The sequence below is a fragment of the Mesorhizobium sp. CA6 genome (assembly GCF_020165035.1).
GTDB lineage: Bacteria > Pseudomonadota > Alphaproteobacteria > Rhizobiales > Rhizobiaceae > Mesorhizobium.
Window position 1 is genome coordinate 24,966 of the sequence record NZ_JAIUHI010000029.1, and the last position, 22,245, is coordinate 47,210.

Here is a 22,245-nt window from a genome sequence, read left to right on the forward strand (position 1 = left end):
CTCAAGCAATCGGGATGAAACCATGCAGATCGGTATGATGGGACTGGGCAGGATGGGCGCCAACATGGTGCGGCGCCTGATGCGCGACGGCCATGAATGCGTCGTCTACGACATCAATTCGGCAAGCGTCGCCGGCATGGTCAAGGACGGCGCGGTCGGTGCCGCCTCGCTGGAGGAGTTCGTCGCCAAGCTCGCCAAGCCGCGCTGCGCCTGGCTGATGCTGCCGGCCGCGATCACCGGCAGGATCGTCGACCAGGTGGCGGCGCTGATGGAGCCGGGCGACATCATCATCGACGGCGGCAATTCCTATTATCACGATGCCGTCGACCAGGCGGCCAAGCTGGCGGTTAAGGGCATCAACTTCGTCGATGTCGGCACCAGCGGCGGCGTGTGGGGGCTGGAGCGCGGCTACTGCCTGATGATCGGCGGCCCTGATGACGCTGTGAAGCATCTCGATTCGGTCTTTGCCACGCTGGCGCCTGGCGCCGATGCGGGCGTCAACCCGTCCAAGGATGCCGGCACGGCGCCCTTCGGCTATCTTCATTGCGGACCGAGCGGCGCCGGTCACTTCGTCAAGATGGTGCATAACGGCATCGAATATGGCGTCATGGCCGCCTATGCCGAGGGCATGAACATCCTGAAGTCGGCCAATGCCGGCAAGCGGTCCAGGATAGCGGACGCCGAGACCAGTCCGCTCGAAAACCCGCAATACTACCAGTTCGACATCGACCTGCCGCAGGTCGCCGAGGTCTGGCGGCATGGCAGCGTCATCGGCTCCTGGCTGCTCGATCTCACCGCCGGCGCGTTGAAGAGCGATCCGGCGCTCGCCCAGTTCGGCGGCCGTGTCTCCGATTCCGGCGAAGGCCGCTGGACGCTGAAGGCGGCGATCGACACCGGCGTCCCGGCGCCGGTGCTGTCCTCTGCGCTGTTCGACCGCTTCTCTTCCCAGGGCGAATCGCAATTCGCCGACAAGCTTCTGTCCGCCATGCGCTATGCCTTCGGCGGTCATGTCGAGAAGCCGAAGACCGGCGCGTGAGGGGAGAGACTGCATGAGCCAGGAGAGGTCCGACACGCTGGTGCTTTTCGGAGCGACCGGTGATCTTGCGCACAAGAAGATTTTCCCGGCGCTCTACCAGATGGTCGCCAAGGGCACGCTGAGCGAGCCGGTGATCGGCGTCGCCTTCGAGCCTTGGGAGCTCCCCAAATTGGTGGACCGTGCGCGCGACGGCATCGTCACCGCGCTTGGCCGTGTCGACGACAAGGTCTTTTCCAAGCTCGCCTCGTTGCTGCGCTATGTCAGCGGCGACTACCGCGACGGTGCGACCTTCGAGAAGCTGAAGACGGCGCTGGGTTCCGCGCAGCGGCCGCTGCACTACATGGCCGTTCCCCCGGCAATGTTCGAGACGGTCGTGCAAGGGCTGGAGCAGTCCGGCACCGCACGCGGCGCGCGGCTGATGGTGGAAAAGCCGTTCGGCCACGACCTGCAGTCGGCGCGCTGGCTGAACCGGGTGCTGCATCTGGTGTTCGACGAGCAGTCGATCTTCCGCATTGACCATTATCTCGGCAAGGAAGCGATCCAGAACCTGCTCTATTTCCGCTTCGCCAACTCCTTCCTCGAGCCGATCTGGAACCGCAATTTCGTCGAGAGCGTGCAGATCACCATGGCCGAGGATTTCGGCGTCGAGGGCCGCGGCAAATTCTATGACGATGTCGGCTGCATCCGCGACGTGATCGAAAACCACCTGCTCAACATCCTGTTGCTTTTGGCCATGGAGCCGCCGGTCGGCCGCTCGGCCGACGACCTGATCGACGAGAAGGTGCAGGTGCTGCGCGCGATCCGCACGCTGACCAAGGACGATGTCGTGCGCGGCCAATTCGACGGCTATCTGGCCGAGCCGGGCGTCAGGCCCAACTCGCCGGTCGAGACCTTCGCCGCGGTGCGCTTCTTCGTCGACACCTGGCGCTGGCGGGACGTGCCTTTCTTCATCCGCGCCGGCAAGAACATGCCGGTGCACGCCACCGAGGTGATCGTGCGTATGAAGCGGCCGCCGCTCGACGTCTTCGATCCGATCAAGCCGGGCGACGCCAATTATGTGCGCTTCCGCATCGACCCGCAGGTGGCGATCTCGATCGGCGCCCAGCGCAAGGTCGCCGGCGACGACATGATCGGCGAGCAGGTGGAGCTGACCGCGCTCGACGACACCAAGGGCGACATGCCGCCCTATGAGCGGCTGATCGGCGACGCCATGAACGGCAATGGCCAGCTCTTCACGCGCCAGGACGCGGCCGAGCTTGCCTGGCGCATCGTCGGTCCGGTGCTCGGCGACACCGCGGCGCCGGCGATCTATACGCCCGGGACCTGGGGGCCAGTCGATGCCATGAACGGCTTCGGCCCACCCGATGGCTGGATCAATCCGAGCAAATAACTTTCGGGGAGGACGGGATGGCGAAGGCAGCAAAGAAAGCCGCGGCAACCGGTGATCCGATCGTGCTCACCGTCGATGTCGGCGGCTCGCATGTGAAGATCCTCACCAGCGCAGGCGGCGAGATGCGCCGCGCCGCGTCCGGACCGAGCCTGACCCCGGACCAGGTCGTCTCGTCGGTCAAGAAACTGGCCGAGGGTCTGGACTACGACGTCATCTCGATGGGTTATCCCGGCCCCGTGCGCGACAACAAGCCCTCGCTCGATCCCTTCAATCTCGGCAAGGGCTGGAACGGCTATGATTTCACCGCCGCTTTCGGCAAGCCGGTGAAACTCGTCAACGACGCGCTGATGCAGGCCATCGGCAGCTATGACGGCGGCCGCATGCTGTTCCTCGGCCTCGGAACCGGCCTGGGCGCCGCCATGATCATCAAGAATGTCGGCCAGCCCATGGAGCTCGCCCATCTGCCCTACAAGAAGGGAGCGACTTTCGAGGATTATGTCGGCGAACGCGGCTTGGTGAAGCACGGGAAGAAGAAGTGGCGCAAATACGTTCTCGACGTTGTCGACAGGCTCCGCGCCGCCTTGCAGCCGGACTATGTCGTGATCGGCGGCGGCAATGTCGACAAGCTCGATCAATTGCCGGAAAAATCCCGGCGCGGCGACAACACTCGCGCTTTCGAGGGTGGATTTCGTCTGTGGCGCGACAAGGCGCTGGTCGTCTGATATAGTTACATTTCAGTATAATTGTTCAAAACAGCGTGTATTGACGCGACAAAATGTTGCGCCGCGCAGATTTGCCGACTAGGAATTCGCCGGCCTGCGGCCCCTGCGGCTTCCCGAATTCGCAAACAACGCTCGCAGCGCTTCGACATTACACCGCGAAAACCGGATCGTTTTCGCGACCTTGCGGCAGAAATGGAGGGACTACGTGGACGAGGACACCAGCACAGCCAGGGAAATCGACCTGCTCGAGCTCACCGCTCATATCGTATCGGCCTATGTCGCCAAAAACCGCCTGCCTGCTTCCGACCTGGGCGGACTGATCGCCAGCGTCGCCTCTTCGATCGGCGGGATCAGCCAGCCGGCGGAGCCCGCGGCACCCCCGCCGGTTCCCGCCGTCAATCCCAGGCGCTCGGTGACGCCGGACTACATCATCTGCCTCGAGGACGGGAAGAAGTTCAAATCGCTGAAGCGCCATATCGGCGTGCATTTCGGCCTGACGCCGGAAGCCTACCGCACCAAATGGGGCCTGCCGGTGGATTACCCGATGGTCGCACCCAACTACGCGGCGTCGCGCTCGCAGCTTGCCAAGTCGATCGGCCTCGGCCGCAAGGCGGAACCGGAGCCGGCGAAGCCTGCCAGGGGCAGGAAGGCCAAAGCCCCGGCCTGAAATAACGCGCCTGCACCAATGGTTTAGGGAAGCCTGCCGAGGAATCAGCCTTGGCAGGCTTCCTGCTTTTATGGCTTGGATACCGTTCCACCAGGCAATTCCAGAAAAGCCGTACGGAATTGCGTCAAAACAGGACGCGCGGTCTGTTTAAAAGGGTGAACCGCTGGGGGACACGGTCATGAACTACGCCAGGATGGTGATCGAGAAGGAAGCGCCGGAGGAATACGGCTACGACCGCATCCGCTACAACCTTTCCGAAAGCTCGATCGCCGACCAGAAACTCTCCGATATCGGTCTCGCGCTGCCCGACCTCACGCTGTTTTATGGCGAGCATCGCGGCGACAAGGACTTGCGGGCGCTTATCGCCGGGCAGGACAGCGGTCTTTCCCCCGATGATGTGCTGGTGACCGCTGGCGCGGCCGGCGCGCTGTTCATCATCGCCACGTCGCTTCTGTCGGCCGGCGACCATCTCGTGGTCGTGCGGCCGAACTACGCCACCAACATCGAGACACCGAAGGCGATCGGCTGCGCCATCTCCTATATCGATCTCGATTTCGACGAGGGCTTTGCCATCGACATCGACCGTGTGAAGGCAGAGCTGCGGCCGAACACCAGACTGATCAGCGTCACCTGCCCGCACAACCCGACCGGCACGATGATGACACGCGCCGATCTCGACGCGCTGATTACGCTTGCCGAAGGCCGCAAATGCCGCCTGCTGGTCGACGAGACCTATCGCGACCTCTCTTATGGACAGAGCCTGCCCGCGGCGGCCTCGCTCAGCCCCGCCGCCATCAGCGTCTGCTCGCTGTCCAAGGCCTTCGGCATTCCCGGCATCCGCATCGGCTGGCTGGTGACACGCGATCCGCAATTGCAGGAAACGTTCCTCGCCGCCAAGGAGCAGATCGGCATCTGCGGCAGCGTCATCGACGAGGCGATCGCCCGCGCCACGCTCGAACGCCGTGATACCTTCCTCGCCTCGCTGCTCCCCGAAATGGCCAGGCGCCGCGACGTCGTGCAGGACTGGATCGACAGCGAGCCACTGGTCGACTGGGTGCGGCCGCAAGGCGGCGTCGTCGGCTTTCCGCGGCTCAACGTCGATGCCGGCTTCGACCTCGACAGATTCTATACCAGGCTGCTGGAGGAATACGGCACCTATGTCGGCCCCGGCCACTGGTTCGAGATGCCGAAGCGTTTCTTCCGCCTCGGTTTCAGCTGGCCGAAAGAGGCGGAGTTGCGCGGCGGGCTGGAAGCCATCTCGGCTGCTTTGAGAGGCTGAACGCACCTCACCAGAGCGGGCAATTCCGATTTTCTTCGCGCCAGCGCGGATTTTTTGCGCGCATGGCAAGACGAACTGGGCTAAAGGGTTGCGGCCGGACCAGCGCCCACCGTAGAAGTGCCCCGCCGGCCTTTGTCGCAACGGGGCCCTCGAATCATGACAGCCGAAACAACGTCACCAGACCAGCGCTACGCCGCGTTCCGGCACCGCCCGTTCCTCAGCTACTGGACGGCGCGCTTCCTCACCACCTTCGCCACCATGATCGTCTCGGTCGCCGTCGGCTGGCAGGTCTATGACCTGACCCGCAATCCGTTCGACCTCGGCATTGTCGGCATCGTCCAGTTCCTGCCTTCGCTGCTCCTGGTCCTTGTCACCGGCGTCGTCGCCGACCGCTTCGGCCGCCGGCTGATCATGACGCTGGCGACCCTGGTCGAGGCCGGCTGCGCCTTGGCCCTGCTGCTTCTGACGCTGCGCGGCCTGACCAGCCCGCTGCCGATCTTCCTCGTGCTGGTCATGTTCGGCATTGCCCGCGCTTTCTACGGCCCGGCCTCGTCCTCCTTGTTCGCCAATCTCGTGCCGCAGGAAGATTTCGCCAACGCCATCGCCTGGAACTCTTCCGCCTGGCAGACGGCGACCATCGTCGGCCCGGTCGCCGGCGGCCTGCTCTACGGCGTGTCGGCGGAAGTCGCCTACGCCACCGCCGCTGTGCTGATGCTGGTTGCGGGCATGCTTGTGTTCACCATTCCCAAGCCTGCCCAGCAGACGGCCACCGACAAGCCGACGATGCAGACGCTGTTTGCCGGCTTCAGCTACATCTGGGGCGAGAAGATCGTGCTCGGCGCGATCTCGCTCGACCTGTTCGCCGTGCTCCTGTCGGGCGCCTTTGCGTTGCTGCCGGTCTATGCGCGCGACATTTTGCAGCTTGGTCCCTGGGGGCTCGGACTGCTGCGCTCGGCGCCGGGCATCGGCGCCATCTGCGTCGCCGTCTGGCTGGCCGGCCATCCGATCCGCGACCATGCCGGCAAGATCATGCTCGGCTTCGTCGCCTTGTACGGCGCCTCGATAGTGCTGTTCGGCCTGTCGACCATCACCTGGCTGTCCATCGTCGCGCTCGCCTTGCTTGGAGCGACCGACATGTTCAGCGTCTACATCCGCGAGACGCTGATCCAGCTCTGGACGCCCGACGAGGTGCGCGGCCGCGTCAACGCCGTCAACCAGGTCTTCGTCGGCGCCTCCAACGAGCTCGGCGAATTCCGCGCCGGCACCATGGCGGCGCTGATCGGCACGGTCCCCGCAGTGGTGATCGGCGGCATCGGCGCCATCGCCGTCGCCGGCCTATGGGCCTATCTGTTCCCGGCGCTGCGGCAGGTGCAGCATCTGAACAGCCGGAACTGATGAATTGGGCGGTGGATCTAAGCCTCGGAAGCCGACGCTCGGACCAATCAGCTTGCGTCGATGACGGCTGATGTGGGTCATTGGCTGTCGGACAGTTCTGGATAACGTAGCTTTAGCAGCACTTCCCGCCAAGTAGCCCGGTGTACCGCTTGCGCCGCGACATAGCTATCGGCCCGTGGTTGAGCGCTATTCTAAATCGAAGCGGAAACCGAAAAGTCCCCCAGTCTCGTCGTCGGCGAGTTTGACCGGATTGATGAATGGCTTGAACGAAACGTCGCTGGCGAGTTCGGCCTTGTCGAGCTCATCGCTATTTAGCGCCACAATGTACTGCCCGCTCACTTCGCGGGCTATGCCCATACCGTAGACCAGCGCCTGCGCGACCTGCCGGGAATCCACCCCATCAAATAGATGGCTGTCATGCACAAGCATCCGCGGCCCCGGCGCGAAGCGGTCGAACGCAATACGCAGCAGCGCGGTGTCGAAACAGAAGAGCTTCATCATGTCGATGCCACCCTTGTTGCCGCCGCCCTGAATCTCGATACGGAACTTCGGGCCGGACCGAGACGCCTCGACGATTAGGTTGCCCGTGCGATCGTCGTAGAGCTTGGTGATCGCATGATCGACCAGGACAGTTGCCCTCTTGATGCTGTCCTCCGCCTCCTCGTAGCTCCGCTGAAGCATCAGCTCCAGATCCGCAGCCTCGGCCTTGAGCTGAGCCTTGTTATTTTCGAGGGTCGCGGCGTGCTGGAGCTTACTGCGCAAGGTCTCGGCGCGACTGACGAGTTCGCCGAACTGCTCGCGAAGACGCATGAGATCCTCGAAGGCGCCCTTGCCCTCGAGCGTCTGCAGGATGTCTGTCCGTTTGTTGGTCGCATCCTCAAGCTCCTGGTTCAGACCGTCGCGCTGGGCGACGATTTCATCGATCTGCTCCTGTAGGTAGAGGCGCCTATTGGTGGCCACCGATGCTTGAAATGCCTTAACCTCGTCGAAACGGCGCAGAGCGACATCCGGAAGTTCGACACCTGCGGCGGCATAGAGCCGCTCAACATCGGCATAGGCAGGGGGCGTCTCCTGTTCGAGCGCCTTGGTCATATAATCGACCGCCGAATCCGCTTCGGCGAGTGCGAAGGTCAGCTCGGTCGCGAGGTCCTTTAGCGTCGAAGCCTTGGTGGCGAGTTCGCGATAGCTGTCATGGAGTTGAAAGTTCTCAAGCTGCGTGCGGAGCTTTTCGATCTGCTCCTCTGCCCGCGCCAGTTGGGGCCGGATTTCCGCGGTCGTGCCAAAAATCTGTCCGAGATCTCCGTCCTTGATCGCTTTGCTTAGCGCGCTGATCACCTTCTTGCGGTCCCGCATGTCCTGAAACTTGCGAGCGACACGCCAGTCGAGCCCCAACAGATAGGATAGGGACACTTGCCAACTGCTGGGTTGCTGGTCGCTGCTGTTCTTCTCGATGCTGTTTAGCCCACCGACTTTTCGCCGACGCGCGAAATAGCCGATCAGTTGCCGAAAACTCGGCGCGCCCTTGGCGTCAAAGGCGGTCCCGGATCGGTCGTGTGGCAGGGCGAACCACCGGGTGCCCAAGACTCCCTTCCAGGTATCGAGCGAGATGCTGGTCGGTTCGTCGCCGGTTTCGAATAGATCCCGCCGCGGTGCAAAGCCGAGCGCTTCGGCATCTGCCGACGACAGGATGATCTTTTCATCGCTGGCGCCGGAGCGGGTGGCGCGCACCCAGCGATCCCCAATAAGAAACTCAACCGTGAAGCTGTGGTCGATAAGTTCGTCATGTTTGAACAGCGACGTCTTGCCGGCGTCGCTGCCGAGCAGGAAATGAAGGATCTCCACGAAGCTGGTCTTCCCCGCGGAATTTCGCGTGTGCCGATCGGTCGAAGTTTCGGCGACGTCGGCAAGGATGATGTTGAGGCCGGAGTTGAACACCAGCGTCTTGAACGATGGCAGCGTGCTGCTGACCGAGCGGATCATGCGACCGACCTTTTGCTGAGCAGATCGCCGTGCAGTTCGATCGCCTGGATGGCGTACAGAAGTGACAAGGCCAAGACGAACCAGTCGAACGGCAACGGCGAGGCGCTCTCGCGTTTCGACCTGCGCGCCTGCACGCCTTCCCATACCGCAGACACCGAGCTTTGCTGATCGAGGACGGCGAGGATTTCGCCGCCGATCGTCAAAAGCGCCCTGTCGGACTGGAGGTTCTTGCCGGGAAGGATCATGCGACTCTCGTCGCTACCGGCTTATCCTCGAAAATCATGCATTTCTCGAACAGATAAGCGAGGAGGCTCCACACCGATACGTCGAGCGCGGCGGACGTCCTTCCCCCGCCCGCGGCGAATTCGTAGAGATGGAATAGGATGTCGTCAGGATCGAGACTCTGCGCCTTGAAGTCCAGATATTTGGCTTTGAAGGCGCCAGCAAGATTGCCCTCAAGCATCGGATCCTGATGATCCTGCACTAGTTTGGCCACTCGAACTGCGTTTTGCATACCCTTGACGATCCGGTCCTGCGAGTGCGCGGACAGGCCGTTGAAATGCAGCTTCTGCCGTGGGACCTCCACGGGCGTATCGTCTGGGACAAGGCGATGATCGACTGCAGCCATGATGCTCTCAACAACGGACAACACGACTGTCGGCTGGAGAGCTCGAAAGTCCTCGTCGGTGGCCGCATCGCCGACGAGCGCCTCGATCGCCTTGGCGTCCAGCGAGAAAAGCGCATTCTCGAACTGCTCTTTACCGAAAAGTTCGATTTTAATCGCGCTATGTTGTTCGCAGAGTTCCAGGATCTTCTGGACGATCTGTGCGGGCAGTTGCTCTACATAGTTATGAACGAATTTCCACACCTTGAGCTTGGGCCAGTGCCTAAGGGCGCCGGCGAAGTCGGTATCGACCTTAGAAATCGCTGTCTTCATCGCCGCTTCGGTTGCGTTGGCTCCTGCATTGACCGGGCCATAGCAGGCAAAAATGGTCAACGGATCCAGTAGAAGCCCGTCGCATTTGAGGTCACCGCGGGAATAGTCGCTTCCGATCGGCAGAAACTTATCGCCGTGAATCGCCGTCATCAGTTCGGCAAAAAAGTCCTGGAGTCGTGTTCCTTTCGATCTCCGCAACTTCAGCTCCAGCGCTGCCCGGATGGCTTTTTTTCGGGATGGCGAGTGCATCAAATTGAAACCCCAGGCTTGAGCATGACCGAACGCGAACCGCAACCATCATCAATACTAAGCTCAGCTCGATCAAGTGACCGGTCTTAGGCATGGATCGATGCGGCCTTTGTATTGGAGAAGACTCGAGGATGGCATCAAAATAAGGCTAACGATACGTCTACGCCTCGTCAGACGTAAGTCATCTTTGGGTCAAGCGCGTCTTTCAGAACTATCGGTTTAACCTACCTCACCACCGCCTACCAAAATCATCCCAAGAATTCGGCTAGCCAGCGCTTGAGACGCATGTGTCAGGTCAGCCGGCCGTTGAGATGGCCGCGGCCGGGCTGGGCGCCGGGCAATTCGAAACGATGCGCACCGCGCACGACAAATCGGCATGGAACTGGATGCCCAGGCATTGTCGCCGTAGCGGAAGGCCTGGTTGCGATAGGTTTCGACGTCCCCAGCCAACGGCCCGGTTGAGATCGCTCCGCTCGCTGTTCCGCTACTCCGCAAAGCTCACGCTGACGCCGCGCTGCCGAAAATAGGCCTGCATCAACTTGCGGCCGGCGCGGTTGTTCTGCACCAGCTTGGCCGGATCGAACACCGCCTGTTTCTTCCCCTCCCGCGCCAGCGCTGCCTTGAGTGCCGCGATATGCGCATCGAGTTCGGCATTGTCGGCGCGGAGTGAGGCATAGATATTTTCGGTCGCCTCGGCCAAGGTCAGTTCGCTCACGGTGTCTTCCTTTGATTGATTGCGCGGCGCCTTAGCACAGATTCGCGGCTCCGCCGATACCGCCGAGACTGCCGGTGCACAGCGCCGACTACGAAGTCGTTTTTGGCTTAAGCTCCGTCTCGAGCAATGGCCTTTCGCTCTACCCCACAGCCGGCCTGCCAAAAATCAGCCCCAAAAACTCGCTCAGCCAGCGCTTGAGGTGCATGTCCCAGATCAGCCGGCCGCCGAGATGGTCGCGGCCGGGCTGGGCGCCGGGCAGTTCGAAGCGATGCGCGCCGCGCACCACCCAGCGCTGCATCATCATCCTTGTCAACTCGCCATGGAACTGGATGCCCCAGGCATTCTCGCCATAGCGGAACGCCTGGTTGGGATAGGTTTCCGCCGTCGCCAGCAGCGTCGCTTCCTTCGGCAGCGAAAAGCCTTCGCGGTGGAACTGGTAGACCATTTCCGGCCAGTGCAGCAGTTTCTTGCCGGCCTCGGTCGCTTTCAGCGGATACCAGCCGATCTCGACCAGGCCCTCGCCGTGGCCCTCGACCTTGCCGCCAAGGTGGTTGGCGAGCATCTGCGCCCCGAGGCAGATGCCGAGGAACGGTCGGTTCTCCTTGAGTGGGATTTCCAGCCAGTCGGTTTCGCGGCGGACGAACTCGTCCTCATCATTGGCGCTCATCGGCCCGCCGAAGATCACCGCGCCGGCGTGACCGTCCAGCGTGCAGGGCAATTCGTCACCCAAGGGCGGCCGGCGGATGTCGAGGTCGAAGCCTTCTTCCAGGAGCATGTGGCCGACGCGGCCGGGGCTCGAAGTCTCCTGATGCAGCACGATCAGGATTTTTGGTCTCGGCCTCGATCTGGGTGGCATGGAAGGCGAAGGATCCTGCTATTCGTCGCTCGATTCGCCCCGCGCGCCGGGCACCTCGGCTGCCGCCTTGCGGCGCGCCTCGATGCGGTCGCGACGCTCGACGCCGATCAGCTCGGCGACCCGCCAGACTGTGTTGTCCTCGAGTTCGTCAAGCTCGCCATCGGCATAGACGATTTCCCACATCAGGCCGATGAAGGCCTTGCGCGCCTCGGGGTCGAGGTGGCGCTTCAAGACGCTGGTGAAGGCGTAGAGGTCGATCGCCTCGTTGTCGGCGCGCTCGCCGGCCGCCGCCAGCGCATCGAGTTCCTTGCCGCTCACCGAATAGGTCTCGGCCAGGATCTGCTTGAACCGTTCCCACTCGACGTCCTGGCGCACGCCGTCGGCGTTCATCACATGATAGAGCAGCGCCGAAGCCGCGACGCGCGGATCGTCGGCGCTCGGCTTGGCCTCGCCAGCAGCCGGCAGATCCCTCAGGAAGGACAATACGCGCTCGAACATCGATGTTTTTTCCCTGCCCACCAAACCCGGTCCCAGAACACAGCCTCAGAACAAACGAAAGCGGCGCTGCGATTTTTCCGCTTCTTCTTCCGGCGTGACGCCAGGGTCATCCGGCAGAGGCGGCAGCTCCGAACCCAGGCCGCTGGTTTCAGCCTCACTGTCGGCTTCCGCAACGGCCGCGTCCTTCTCGCCGCCGTTTGACGGCACCGGCGCCGGCTTCTCGGCCAGAGCATCGGCGACGATGTCGATCGCCTTCTCGGCGACAGGCTGGACAGGCGGCGCAGCCGTGATCGCCGGTACGCCGACATCCGCGTCGCTGTCGATCAGCTGCCCAAGCCGCTCCATCGGCGCACGCCAGGTGAAGGCGTCGAGCTTGCCGGTGACCGGCGACACCGGCGCCCAGCGCTCGGAGATGACACCGTCCGCCACCCAGGCCGGATCGCGCGGCGCGCGCACCGCCTTGGACAGCAGCTGCCGCACCTTGCCCTGGTCGCCGGTCTCTGCCTCCTCGATATCGGCGAGCAGAAGATAGGCGCCCTCGCGGCGATCCATGCGGATCGCGGCCTCCGCCTCGCGCCGCGCGGTGGCGAAATCCTGCGCGTCGAGCGCCGCGCGCGCCACAGCCATCGCCGACTCGGCATGGTTCTTCTTCAATTCCTGCAGCTTCTTCGCCCGGTTGAGGCGGTCGAGCACGGCGTCTCCCGGCCTGGCATGGGTATATAGCTCGGCGATGTCGGGATGCGGCTCGGCCTTCCAGGCGGCCTCCAGGATCTTGGAGCCCTTGCGCACGTCGTTTTGCCGGATAACCAGATCGGCGGCGATCACCGCGGCCGGCGCGAAATCCGGCGCCAGCTTGTTGGCTTCGAGCGCCGCGGTGCGGGCCGCGTTCGGATCGCTGTCGACCAGCGCCTGCGCCTTGGCGGTGAGCAGCACGGCGCGGCGGCGATTGGCGGCGTCGCGCTCGATCTGCCTGGTCGATTTCTGCGCCTCGACCAGCTTCAGCGCGCCGTCCCAATCGCCGCGTTCGGTAAGTTCTTCCAGCGTCGATTCCGCCGCCCAGGCAAGCTGCGGCGCCACCGCCGCCGCGCGGCCGGCATAGTGGCGCGCGGCATTGCGGTCGCCGAGGCGCTCGGCCTCCAGATAAAGCCCGCGCAGGCCGAGCAGCCGCATCTCGGGATCGTCGAGCATGCGCTCGAATTTCTCCCGCGCGCCTTTATGGTCGCCTTCGAGCAGCGAGGCCTGCGCGTCGAGCAGGTTGATCAGCGGCTCCTGGTCGGAGCTGATCAGCTTGGCCGCCTCCTTGGTCTTCTTGCGCGCCAGCGCGCCGTCGCCGGCGCCGGCGGCGATCATGCCCGTCGACAATGCCTGGTATCCGCGGTCGCGGCGGCGCACCCTAAAATAGCGCGAGATCGTGTAGGGGCTGTTCCACAGCGACTTGATCAGCCACCAGACGATCATCACCGCCGCCACAACAGCGACGATCGCCACCGCCGCCACCATCAGCGTGACCTGGTACTGGTAGCCGTTGAAGGTGACGAGCATCTCGCCCGGGCGGTCTGCCAGCCAGGCAAAGCCGAGCCCGAGCGCGAAGACGACGGCGAGGAAGACGAGGATGCGGATCATCTTGTCTCCTTAAGCCTTCGTCGCGCCGGCAATCAGCGCTTCGAGCTGCTTTTCGACCTCCAGCCGTGCCTTCAGTTTGCCGGCAAAATCGGCGCCGGCCGCCTTTGCCGCGTCCGGCAGCGCGTCATATTCGCTGAGCGCCTTAGCGTAATCGCCCTGGTTGACCGCCACTTCCATGCGCGCGACGGTTTCCGGCACGCCCTTGCCCTCGACCGCGCCGACCGGCCGCACCTTGACCAGCGATTCAGCGCTCGACACCAGGCTCTGGAAGAAGCCGGCATTCTGGTCGACCGGCTTTGCCGCATTGACCATGGCGTTGGCGGCGGCATCGGCCTCCGCAGCGATGGTGGCGCGGGTCGGCACGCCCTTTTCGGCATAGGAGCGCAGCGCCGCGAGCTCGGGCGCGTCCGGCGCGATCGCCGCGAAGGTGTCGAGCTCGGTCGCGAACGGCGCGCCGCGATCGAGCGCCGACTTCAGCGCCGAGGCGGCGATCGCCAGCGCGATCTTGGGTTGCGAGGCCTGCGCCTCGACCTTGCCGGAAAGCTGCGATACGGACTGCTCCAGCGCCGCGACCCGGTCGTCCTCGGCCTTGGCCGCATCGCCCGCCGATTTCACCAGCGCGTCGAGCCCGGCGATCTTCTCGTTGAGCGGACCGAGATCGGCGGGTGCCGCATTGCCGTTCTTCTGCAGCTCGGCGACGGTTGTCTCGATCTGGCCGACCTTGTCGCCGAGCGCCTTGAGCGTAGCGCCGTCGCCGCCCTGGCCGGCCGACGATTTCAGCGCCGCCACATCGGCCTTGACCTGATCGAGCGCCGAGGACAGGCCCTCGACCTTGGCCGAGGCCGCCCCGGTGCCGCCGCTTTCCTTCAGCGCCGCGATCTCGGTTTTCAGCGAAGCGATCTCGCCATTGACGCCATCGAGCGATCCTCCGTTCGATCCCGGCGCGCCAATCAGCCCGACCGCCTGCAGCAGGCCGGCGCCGGCAAGCGCGATCACGCCGCCGACGACGCCCGCAGCGATGGCGTTGACGCCGGTTCTGCGCGGGGGCTGCGGCACGCCATCCTCGCCCCATGTCTCACTTCGTGTCTCGCTTGCCTTCGATGCCGAGGCGCGGGCGCCAGGCGCGGATGCGTCCTCGAAATTGTAATCGAAGCCCTTGGGCTGGCTCTTCGGCGCATCGGACGCGCCGGGATACGGCGCCTCCGGCTCGCCCTTGCCGGCCTCTGATTTATCGGCAGTTGCCTGCGCGGCGTCGCTATGCTCCCACGGCTCGATATCGGCCTGCTCGGCATGGATCGGCTCTTCCGGCGGCTCCGGCTGCGAAGCAGCGGCGGCCTCTTCTGCCTTCGCCTCGTCGGTCTGCGCGGCACTGGCCGAGGCCTTGGCGGCATCCTCGTCAGTGATTCGCGAGACGGCGCCGGGCTCGAGTTCGATGGTCACCGGCTCGCGCCGGGTCTTCGAATGTCGCATCTTCGGCGTCTTGACCATGCTTTGGGCTCCGCGAACTGGCTTGAGGATGGTTCAAAGGGTCCAGGGGATGCTCTAGCACATCACCAAGCGGTGAAAAGGGGCGGTGTGATGACGCGGCTCAGCCGGGCAGCGACAAAAGCGCCAGCAGCTGCTCTTCCTCGGGCTTGGACGCGATGCGGACCCTGTCACCGGCAACCCCGTCCAGCGGCTCGGCGACACGGGCCGAGAGCGCCAGGAATTCCGTTCTTTCAAAGAGATGCCGCAAGGCCGGCCGCGCAATCAGGCTGGCCAGCGCGGCGCTGGCCTTGGCCGAATAAAGCAGCGCCGCGTCGGTCGGCCGGCCCGACAGGCGGGCGACTACATCGGCATCGCCATAGTCGATGCTTGTCGTGTCGTAGGTCTCGATCGCCTGGACATGCACGCCAGCCGCCGCCAACCGCTGCTCGAACGCAGGCAAGCGGACGCGGCCGCACAGATAGACGATTGCCTTGCCGGCAAGGCCGCCGGCGATGGCATCGGTCAGCGCCTCGGCGCCGCCCGGACCTTCCGTGACGGAGAGGAATCCCGCCGCGCGGCAGGCTTCCGCCGTCCGTTTGCCAACTGCGTGGCAAGGTAGGCGCGCAAATGCCGCGATCAGCGCCTTCGGCGCATGCCGCACCGCATTGGCGCTGGTGACGACGACCGCGACGCCATCGGTGCCGATGCTCGCCTCGACCGGCAATGCGCTCGTCTCGGTCAGCGGCAGCAAGACAGGTTGGAATCCCAGGGCTTCGAGGCGTCGTGCCGTGCGCGACGCGCCAGGCTCCGGCCTCGTCACCAAGACGCGGACCATGTCAGGCCCAGCCGTCGAAGAATGTCGCACCAGCCCTGGCGCGAACCGTGCGCGCCGCGTCCAGGCCGATCTCCGCCGCGTCGGCAGCTTCGCCTTCCAGCCGGACTTCATGCGATTCCGTGCCGTCGGGCGAGATGATCAGCCCGGCGAAGGACAGTTTTTCGCCCGACACCGTCGCATGGCCGGCGATCGGCGTGCGGCAGGAGCCGTCGAGCGCGGCGAGGAAGGCGCGCTCGCAGGTAAGCGCCTGGCCGGTCGGCACGTGATGGATCGCCGCCAGCATCTTTTCGGCGTCGTGGTCGCCGATGCGGGTTTCGATGCCGATCGCGCCTTGTCCCGGCGCCGGCGGAAAAGCTTCCAGCGGTATCAGGTCGGTGACGACATGCTCAAGTCCGAGGCGCTTCAATCCGGCATAGGCCAGGATGGTGCCCTCGGCGACGCCTTCGTCCAGCTTGCGCAGCCTGGTCTGCACATTGCCGCGGAAGATCACCACGTCGAGATCCGGCCGCATGCGGCGGATCAGCGCTTGACGGCGCAGCGATGACGATCCGACCGCGGCGCCATGCGGCAGGTCGGCGATCCGCTTCGCCGTCTTGCCGATGAAGGCGTCGCGCGCGTCCTCGCGCGGCAGGAAAGTGACAAGCTCCAGCCCGACGGGCAGCACCGTCGGCATGTCCTTCGACGAATGCACGGCGATATCGATGCGGCGCTCGAGCAGCGCCTCCTCGATTTCCTTGGTGAACAGCCCCTTGCCGCCGGCTTCCGACAGCGGCCGGTCCTGGATGCGGTCGCCGCTGGTCGAGATCGGCACCACTTCGAACGCCTCTTCGGGCAGGCCATGCGCCTGCATCAGCCGCGCCCGCGTCTCATGCGCCTGGGCCAATGCCAGCGGGCTGCCGCGTGTTCCGATTTTCAAAGTTTGCATGGCGCGCGGTCCGTGATAACCCCCGGGGCAGCTTGAGGTCTGCCGGGCCTTTTCCTAATTGGGATTGGCCGGTGATACAATCATAGAGGCCAGCGACCAATTGATCCGCGTTCTGGGCATTGAGACGAGCTGCGACGAGACGGCGGCCAGCGTTGTGGCGCTGGACGGCGTCGCCGCGCCCGAAATCCTGTCCAACGTGGTGCTCAGCCAGATCGAGGAGCACGCGGCCTTTGGCGGCGTCGTGCCCGAGATCGCCGCGCGCGCCCATGTCGAGGCGCTGGACGGCATCGTCGAGGCGGCGCTCGCCGATTCGGCGGTATCGCTCGATGAGATCGACGCCATCGCCGCCACTGCCGGTCCCGGCCTGGTCGGCGGATTGATCGTCGGCTTGATGACCGCCAAGGCAATCGCCGCCGCCGCCAACAAGCCGCTGATCGCCATCAACCACCTCGAAGGCCACGCGCTGACGGCGCGGCTGACCGATGGTCTCGATTTTCCTTACCTTCTCCTGCTCGTTTCCGGCGGCCACACCCAGATCGTCGCGGTGCGCGGCGTCGGCGATTACCAGCGCTGGGCGACCACCATAGATGATGCGCTGGGCGAAGCCTTCGACAAGACCGCCAAGATGCTTGGCCTGCCCTATCCCGGCGGCCCGAATGTCGAGAAGGCGGCCGTCAGCGGCGATGCAGGCCGCTTTGCCTTCCCGCGCCCGATGAAGGGCTCGGCACAGCCCGATTTCTCCTTCTCCGGCCTGAAGACGGCGGTGCGCCAGGCGGCGACGGCGATCGCGCCGCTGAGCGACCAGGACGTCGCCGATATCTGCGCCTCTTTCCAGGCCGCGGTGGCCGACGCGCTGGGCGATCGCGTCGGCCGCGCCCTTGCCCGCTTCCGCCAGGAATTTCCTGGCCAAGCGAAGCCGGCGCTGGTCGTGGCCGGCGGCGTCGCCGCCAACCGCACGATCAAGGCGACGCTCGAAGCACTGTGTTCCGAGGCCGGCTTCGCGTTCGTCGCGCCGCCGCAGAAGCTTTGCACCGACAATGCGGCGATGATCGCCTGGGCCGGCATAGAGCGGCTGCGCGCCGGCATCGCCGACGAAAATGCCGCCGATTTCGTGCCGCGCTCGCGCTGGCCGCTCGACAGTGTTTCCGCGCCCCTGGTCGGCTCGGGCCGGCGTGGTGCCAAGGCATGACCAAGAAAAGCACCAGCGGCTGGCGCGTTGCGGTGCTGGGAGGCGGCGCCTGGGGCACGGCGCTGGCGCTGGCCATGTTGCGCGCCGGCCATGATGTCCGGCTCTATGCCCGCGACGCCGAAACCGTCGCCGCCATCGCCCGCGGCGAGAACCCGCGCTACCTGCCCGGCATCAGGATCGAGCCCGGCATCATGGCCTCCAGCGACATTGCCGCGTCGCTTGACGGCGCCGACTGCGTGCTCGCCGTGACGCCGGCGCAGTCGCTGCGCGCCATCCTGGCCAACGCCCGCAACCATGTGCCCCAGGGAGCGCCGCTGGTGCTCTGCGCCAAGGGCATCGAGCGCGATACCGGCGCGCTGCTCTCGGCGATCGTCGAGGAAAGCCTGCCGGGCAATCCGGTCGCGGCGCTTTCCGGCCCGAGCTTCGCCAGCGACGTCGCGCGCGGCCTGCCGACCGCCGTGGTGGTTGCCGCCCGCGATGCGGAATTGGCGGCCGAGCTTGCCGCGCGCTTCTCAGCGGAGAACCTGCGCTGCTATTCGAGCGACGACCTGATTGGCGTCGAGATCGGCGGCGCGCTGAAGAACGTCTTTGCCATTGCCGCCGGCGCCGTCACCGGCGCAGGGCTTGGCGCCAGCGCCCAGGCCGCCATGGTGACGCGCGGCTTCGTCGAATTGCGCCGCATCGGCGCCGCCTTCGACGCCCGGCCGGAAACGCTGATGGGGCTTTCCGGCCTCGGCGACCTCTTGCTCACCTGTTCCTCGGCCCAGTCGCGCAATTTCGCCTATGGCTTGGCGCTCGGCCAGGGCAAGCCGCTTGACGGCCTGCCGCTGGCCGAAGGCGTGCCGACGGCGGGGATTGCCGCCCGCATCGCCGCCGAGCGCGGCATCGAGGCGCCTATCATCTCGGCCGTCGCCGCCATCCTCGACGGCAAGGTGACGATCGGCCAGGCCGTGACCGCGCTGATGACGAGGCCGCTCAAAACCGAAACCGACATTTGACCATCGGAGTTGAAAATGCTGTTTGCGTTGATTTGCAAGGACAAGCCCGGCAGCCTGCAGCTGCGCGTCGACACGCGGCCGGCGCATGCTGCGTTCCTGGAAGGTCTGATCGCCGAGGGCAAGCTTGCCTTTGCAGGTCCCTTCCTCGACGCCGACGGCAAGCCGGACGGCAGCCTGGTGATGATCGAAGCGCCGGACATGGCTGCTGCCCAAGCTTTGGCCGCGGCCGATCCCTACGCCAAGGCCGGCCTGTTCGAAAGCGTCCAGATCCGTCCGTGGAACTGGGTCTTCCAGAAGCCCGCCGGCGCATGATTGGCTGCTCTCGCCGCATCGACGGCGAGAGAGTAAGCATAGACGGGAACGCCATGCGTGGCGGTGCGACAAAGCGATGGGACAAACGATATGAACTACTGGCTGTTCAAGTCCGAACCCTCGGTCTTTTCCTTCGAGGCGCTGAAGGCCAAAGGCAAGGCCGGCACGCAATGGGATGGCGTGCGCAACTACGCCGCCCGCAACAACATGAAGGCGATGCAGATCGGCGATCTCGGTTTCTTCTACCATTCCAATGAGGGCCTCGACATCGTCGGCATCGCCGAGGTCTGCGCGCTGGCCCATCCCGACACCACGACCGACGATCCGCGCTGGGAATGCGTCGACATCCGCGCCTATAAGGACGTGCCGAAGCCGGTGACGCTTGAAGAGGTCAAGGCCAACCCGAAGCTCGCCGAGATGGCGCTGGTCCGGCTCGGCCGGCTTTCCGTGCAGCCGGTGACGCCGGCTGAATGGAAAGAGGTCTGCCGCATGGCCGAGCTCAACCCGGCGCCGTGACCCGGCTTACGCCAAAGAGCGCGAAAAAGTTCATCCTCGACAATACGGCGCTGATGGCGCCGCCGCATGTGCCGGAAGTGCTGCTGCACCTCGCCGACGAGGCGCATGATCTATGGCTGCGCACCGAGGAGGAGCTGGCCGAGATCGGCCTGCCGCCGCCCTTCTGGGCCTTCGCCTGGGCCGGCGGCCAAGGCCTCGCCCGCTATGTGCTCGATAATCCGGGGACCGTACGCGGCAAACGGGTGCTCGATTTCGCCTCCGGTTCCGGCCTCGTCGCGATCGCAGCGATGAAAGCCGGCGCTAGCCAAGTGATCGCCGCCGACATCGACCCGTTCTGCGAGACGGCGATCGCCATCAACCTCGACGCCAACGGCGTTGAAGCGCAATTCCGCGGCACGGATTGCGTCGGCACCGACGACGGCTGGGACGTCGTGCTCGCCGGTGACGTCTTCTATGACAAGGCTTTCTCCGACCGGCTGCTGCCTTGGTTCGGATCTCTGAGGGAGCGCGGCGCCGAGATCCTCGTCGGCGATCCCGGCCGCGCCTACCTCCCCAAGACAGGGCTGCGATCGCTTGCCGTCTACCAGGTTCCGGTGACGCGCGTGCTGGAAGATGCCGAGGTCAAGCGCACCACCGTCTGGCGCCTTGCTTGACGCGATCGCCGAACAAGCGTTCCATCGCCTTTCAACTTGGAGGGGAAAAGCATGGATTTTTCGGTCGTGAACTGGCTGGCGGTGATCGCCGCCGCCGTCGTCGCGTGGCTGTTCGGCGCCGCCTGGTATATGAGCCTGAGCAAGCCTTGGCTGAAGGCCGCCAAGCTCGACTCGGCCACCATGCAGCGCTCGGTCGCTCCGTTCATCGTCAGCTTCATCGCCGAGCTGATCATGGCGCTCGTGCTGACGCTGGTGGTGGGCGCCATAACCGGCGGCGAGCCGAACCCGATCGCGGGATTGCTGTTCGGCTTCGTGCTTTGGCTGGGCTTCATTGCCACCACGCTTGCCGTCAACCACCGCTATGAAGGCTTCGGCTGGGCCCTGACGCTGATCGATGCCGGCCACTGGCTGGGCGTGATGCTGATCATCGGCGCCATCATCGGCTGGTTCGGCGCGCCGGCCGCCGCGGCTGGCTAAAGCAATTCCAGGAAAGTAGCGGTTTTCCGTCCGGAATTGCGCGGAAACAAGTATTTAGAGCGGTTCGACGATTCAGAGAAACGCTGAACCGCTCTAAGCCAGCCGTCATGTCGGCGTCTTCGCCGCCTCCTCGGTAAGCCATTCGCGAAAGGCGACGACGCGCGCGTCGTCCTTCGCCGCCTCCGGATAGACCAGGAAATAGGCGAATTCCGGCGCGACCTTGATGCCGAGCTCGAAAGGCCGCACCAGACGTCCTTGCGAAAGATCGTTGGCGACCATGGCGAAGTCGGCGAGCGCCACCGCGTTGCCGTCGAGCGCCGCCTGGGTGGCGTCGGTCGACGACCCGAAGACCAGCGTGCGGCTGTCGTCGAAATCGTCGACGCCGGCCGCGTGCATCCACATGCTCCAGTTCGGCCAGGTCACGCCCTGCCGCGACCATTCGATATGCGCGAGCGTGTGGTTGAACAGGTCGCGCGGCTCCTTCAGCGGCGGACCTGACGCCAGCAGCGCCGGGCTGCACACCGGGATGATGATGTTCTCGAACAGCCGATGCGCGCAGAGCCCCGGATATTTGCCGGCGCCGAAGCGGATGCCGACATCGACGTCGTCGAGGTCGAAATCCCGGACATCGTAGGTGATGTCGAAGCGCAGCTCGATGCCCGGCTTTTGCTTGCGGAAGTCGTCGACGCGGCGCATCAGCCATTTCGTCGCGAACTGCGCGTCGAGCGTTACCTTCAGCAGCGCCGTGCCGCGAGTCATCTTGCGGGCGCGGCTGACGGCGCGGTTCAGCAGGTCAAGCGCATCGACCGAGGCCTCCAGCAGCACATTGCCTTCCTCCGTCAGCCGGATGGTGCGGCTGGTGCGCGTGAACAGCACTAGCCCGAGCTGATCCTCGATTTCCTTGATCTGGTGGCTGACCGCCGCTGGCGTCAGGCCGAGCTCGTCGGCCGCGCGGGTGAAGTTGAGATGCCTGGCTGCCGCTTCGAACGTCCGCAGCGCACGCGTTCCCGGCAGCAGCTTGGACATGCGATCTCCAAATAAAACTTGACGATCGGAAAAGAACTACTCGTTTCCCGTTTGTTTTTCAATCCGGCATCATGGCTTCATCGCAACACCATAAAACCGGATTTGATATCCGGAGAACACGGATAGAGCCATGTCTGAGATCGCCCTGAAGCCCTGCACCACCCTGGAATCCCCTTCCGGCTTCGCCCTTTGGCTGCGTTCGGCACGCGATTGGCTGCGCCAGGCTCGCGTCGCCGCCCGGATGTCCCATGATCCGATCGAAGACCTCTCCGATAGCCAGTTGCGCGACATCGGCGCCGGATGCCGCGACATCGCGAAGACGATGGACAGGGAGCTTCGTGAGATCGGGCTGCTCGGCACGGGCTGGCAGAAACCGGGAAAGAGGCAGTAAAGATTAGGCAAATAGGCAATAGGGAAGGAGACACCTACTGCCTACTGCCTACTGCCTACTGCCTACTGCCTACTGCCTACTGCCTACTGCCTACTGCCTACTGCCTACT

General features: G+C 64.6%; 24 protein-coding genes and 1 pseudogene. 13 read left to right on the top strand and 12 right to left on the bottom strand.

What is annotated here, in order from left to right:
• The first annotated feature begins 22 nt into the window (after positions 1-22).
• The 6 genes from gnd (at position 23) to LB526_RS28400 (ending at position 6,489) form a co-directional block, all read left to right on the top strand.
• Positions 23-1,036, top strand: coding sequence for a phosphogluconate dehydrogenase (NAD(+)-dependent, decarboxylating) (gene gnd / locus LB526_RS28375; RefSeq protein ID WP_224630517.1), 1,014 nt, complete (start codon positions 23-25; stop codon positions 1,034-1,036).
• Between the two features lie 13 nt (positions 1,037-1,049).
• Positions 1,050-2,426, top strand: coding sequence for a glucose-6-phosphate dehydrogenase (gene zwf / locus LB526_RS28380; protein ID WP_140846440.1), 1,377 nt, complete (start codon positions 1,050-1,052; stop codon positions 2,424-2,426).
• A gap of 17 nt (positions 2,427-2,443) precedes the next feature.
• On the top strand, positions 2,444-3,148 hold the full coding sequence (locus LB526_RS28385) for an ROK family protein (RefSeq protein ID WP_224630518.1): 705 nt from the start codon (positions 2,444-2,446) through the stop codon (positions 3,146-3,148).
• A gap of 205 nt (positions 3,149-3,353) precedes the next feature.
• Positions 3,354-3,815 (top strand): MucR family transcriptional regulator, encoded by a 462-nt coding sequence (locus LB526_RS28390; RefSeq protein WP_224630519.1) that lies wholly within the window; start codon positions 3,354-3,356, stop codon positions 3,813-3,815.
• A gap of 178 nt (positions 3,816-3,993) precedes the next feature.
• Positions 3,994-5,094, top strand: a complete 1,101-nt coding sequence (locus LB526_RS28395; RefSeq protein ID WP_224630520.1) for an aminotransferase class I/II-fold pyridoxal phosphate-dependent enzyme — start codon at positions 3,994-3,996, stop codon at positions 5,092-5,094.
• 156 nt (positions 5,095-5,250) lie between these two features.
• Positions 5,251-6,489, top strand: a complete 1,239-nt coding sequence (locus LB526_RS28400; protein WP_224630521.1) for an MFS transporter — start codon at positions 5,251-5,253, stop codon at positions 6,487-6,489.
• Positions 6,490-6,675: 186 nt separating this feature from the next.
• Here the strand turns inward: LB526_RS28400 and LB526_RS28405 are convergent, their stop codons facing one another.
• The 11 genes and pseudogenes from LB526_RS28405 to hemC all read right to left on the bottom strand — a co-directional run bounded on the left by LB526_RS28405 (position 6,676) and on the right by hemC (position 16,574).
• The gene (locus LB526_RS28405) at positions 6,676-8,469 is read right to left on the bottom strand and encodes an ABC-three component system protein (RefSeq protein WP_224630522.1); all 1,794 of its coding nucleotides are present in this window, start codon (positions 8,467-8,469) and stop codon (positions 6,676-6,678) included.
• Positions 8,466-8,714 (bottom strand): ABC-three component system middle component 6, encoded by a 249-nt coding sequence (locus LB526_RS28410; protein ID WP_224630523.1) that lies wholly within the window; start codon positions 8,712-8,714, stop codon positions 8,466-8,468. The genes LB526_RS28405 and LB526_RS28410 overlap by 4 nt, the downstream gene beginning before the upstream one ends.
• The gene (locus tag LB526_RS28415) at positions 8,711-9,655 is read right to left on the bottom strand and encodes an ABC-three component system protein (protein WP_224630524.1); all 945 of its coding nucleotides are present in this window, start codon (positions 9,653-9,655) and stop codon (positions 8,711-8,713) included. Before LB526_RS28415 ends, LB526_RS28410 begins: the two co-directional genes overlap by 4 nt.
• Positions 9,656-9,948: 293 nt before the next feature.
• Positions 9,949-10,105 (bottom strand): annotated as a pseudogene (locus tag LB526_RS28420) (GMP synthase); the annotation flags it as partial.
• Between the two features lie 34 nt (positions 10,106-10,139).
• Positions 10,140-10,370: a hypothetical protein gene (locus LB526_RS28425; protein ID WP_224630525.1), complete on the bottom strand. Its 231-nt coding sequence runs from the start codon at positions 10,368-10,370 to the stop codon at positions 10,140-10,142.
• Between the two features lie 139 nt (positions 10,371-10,509).
• The gene (locus LB526_RS28430) at positions 10,510-11,226 is read right to left on the bottom strand and encodes a glutamine amidotransferase (protein ID WP_224630526.1); all 717 of its coding nucleotides are present in this window, start codon (positions 11,224-11,226) and stop codon (positions 10,510-10,512) included.
• A gap of 18 nt (positions 11,227-11,244) precedes the next feature.
• The gene (locus LB526_RS28435; protein WP_224630527.1) at positions 11,245-11,724 is read right to left on the bottom strand and encodes a TerB family tellurite resistance protein; all 480 of its coding nucleotides are present in this window, start codon (positions 11,722-11,724) and stop codon (positions 11,245-11,247) included.
• Positions 11,725-11,769: 45 nt separating this feature from the next.
• Positions 11,770-13,347: a heme biosynthesis protein HemY gene (locus tag LB526_RS28440; protein ID WP_224630528.1), complete on the bottom strand. Its 1,578-nt coding sequence runs from the start codon at positions 13,345-13,347 to the stop codon at positions 11,770-11,772.
• A 9-nt stretch (positions 13,348-13,356) separates the two neighbouring features.
• Positions 13,357-14,835: a COG4223 family protein gene (locus tag LB526_RS28445; RefSeq protein WP_224630529.1), complete on the bottom strand. Its 1,479-nt coding sequence runs from the start codon at positions 14,833-14,835 to the stop codon at positions 13,357-13,359.
• A 100-nt stretch (positions 14,836-14,935) separates the two neighbouring features.
• A complete protein-coding gene (locus LB526_RS28450) occupies positions 14,936-15,649 on the bottom strand; it encodes a uroporphyrinogen-III synthase (protein WP_224630530.1) in 714 nt (237 codons plus the stop codon).
• Between the two features lies 1 nt (position 15,650).
• Positions 15,651-16,574, bottom strand: a complete 924-nt coding sequence (gene hemC / locus LB526_RS28455) for a hydroxymethylbilane synthase (protein WP_224630531.1) — start codon at positions 16,572-16,574, stop codon at positions 15,651-15,653.
• Positions 16,575-16,677: 103 nt separating this feature from the next.
• On the opposite strand from hemC, the gene tsaD reads away from it, so the two are divergent.
• The 6 genes from tsaD to LB526_RS28485 all read left to right on the top strand — a co-directional run bounded on the left by tsaD (position 16,678) and on the right by LB526_RS28485 (position 20,719).
• Positions 16,678-17,763 carry a tRNA (adenosine(37)-N6)-threonylcarbamoyltransferase complex transferase subunit TsaD gene (gene tsaD, locus LB526_RS28460; RefSeq protein WP_224630534.1) on the top strand — a complete coding sequence of 362 codons (1,086 nt, stop codon included), beginning with the start codon at positions 16,678-16,680 and terminating at the stop codon, positions 17,761-17,763.
• The gene (locus LB526_RS28465) at positions 17,760-18,761 is read left to right on the top strand and encodes an NAD(P)H-dependent glycerol-3-phosphate dehydrogenase (RefSeq protein ID WP_224630532.1); all 1,002 of its coding nucleotides are present in this window, start codon (positions 17,760-17,762) and stop codon (positions 18,759-18,761) included. Before tsaD ends, LB526_RS28465 begins: the two co-directional genes overlap by 4 nt.
• A gap of 15 nt (positions 18,762-18,776) precedes the next feature.
• The gene (locus tag LB526_RS28470) at positions 18,777-19,073 is read left to right on the top strand and encodes a YciI-like protein (protein ID WP_040996441.1); all 297 of its coding nucleotides are present in this window, start codon (positions 18,777-18,779) and stop codon (positions 19,071-19,073) included.
• 90 nt (positions 19,074-19,163) lie between these two features.
• Positions 19,164-19,589 carry an EVE domain-containing protein gene (locus tag LB526_RS28475; RefSeq protein ID WP_095769579.1) on the top strand — a complete coding sequence of 142 codons (426 nt, stop codon included), beginning with the start codon at positions 19,164-19,166 and terminating at the stop codon, positions 19,587-19,589.
• Complete coding sequence (locus tag LB526_RS28480; protein ID WP_224547117.1) at positions 19,544-20,242, top strand: class I SAM-dependent methyltransferase; 699 nt, start codon at positions 19,544-19,546, stop codon at positions 20,240-20,242. The genes LB526_RS28475 and LB526_RS28480 overlap by 46 nt, the downstream gene beginning before the upstream one ends.
• 51 nt (positions 20,243-20,293) lie before the next feature.
• Entirely contained in the window at positions 20,294-20,719 is a 426-nt protein-coding gene (locus LB526_RS28485; RefSeq protein ID WP_224547115.1) for a DUF1761 domain-containing protein, read from the top strand.
• Between the two features lie 105 nt (positions 20,720-20,824).
• On the opposite strand, the gene gcvA is transcribed toward LB526_RS28485, so the two are convergent.
• Positions 20,825-21,745, bottom strand: a complete 921-nt coding sequence (gcvA, locus tag LB526_RS28490; protein ID WP_095769576.1) for a transcriptional regulator GcvA — start codon at positions 21,743-21,745, stop codon at positions 20,825-20,827.
• Positions 21,746-21,875: 130 nt separating this feature from the next.
• Between gcvA and LB526_RS28495 the strand changes: the two genes are divergently transcribed.
• The gene (locus LB526_RS28495; RefSeq protein ID WP_224547113.1) at positions 21,876-22,136 is read left to right on the top strand and encodes a hypothetical protein; all 261 of its coding nucleotides are present in this window, start codon (positions 21,876-21,878) and stop codon (positions 22,134-22,136) included.
• Positions 22,137-22,245: the final 109 nt, after the last annotated feature.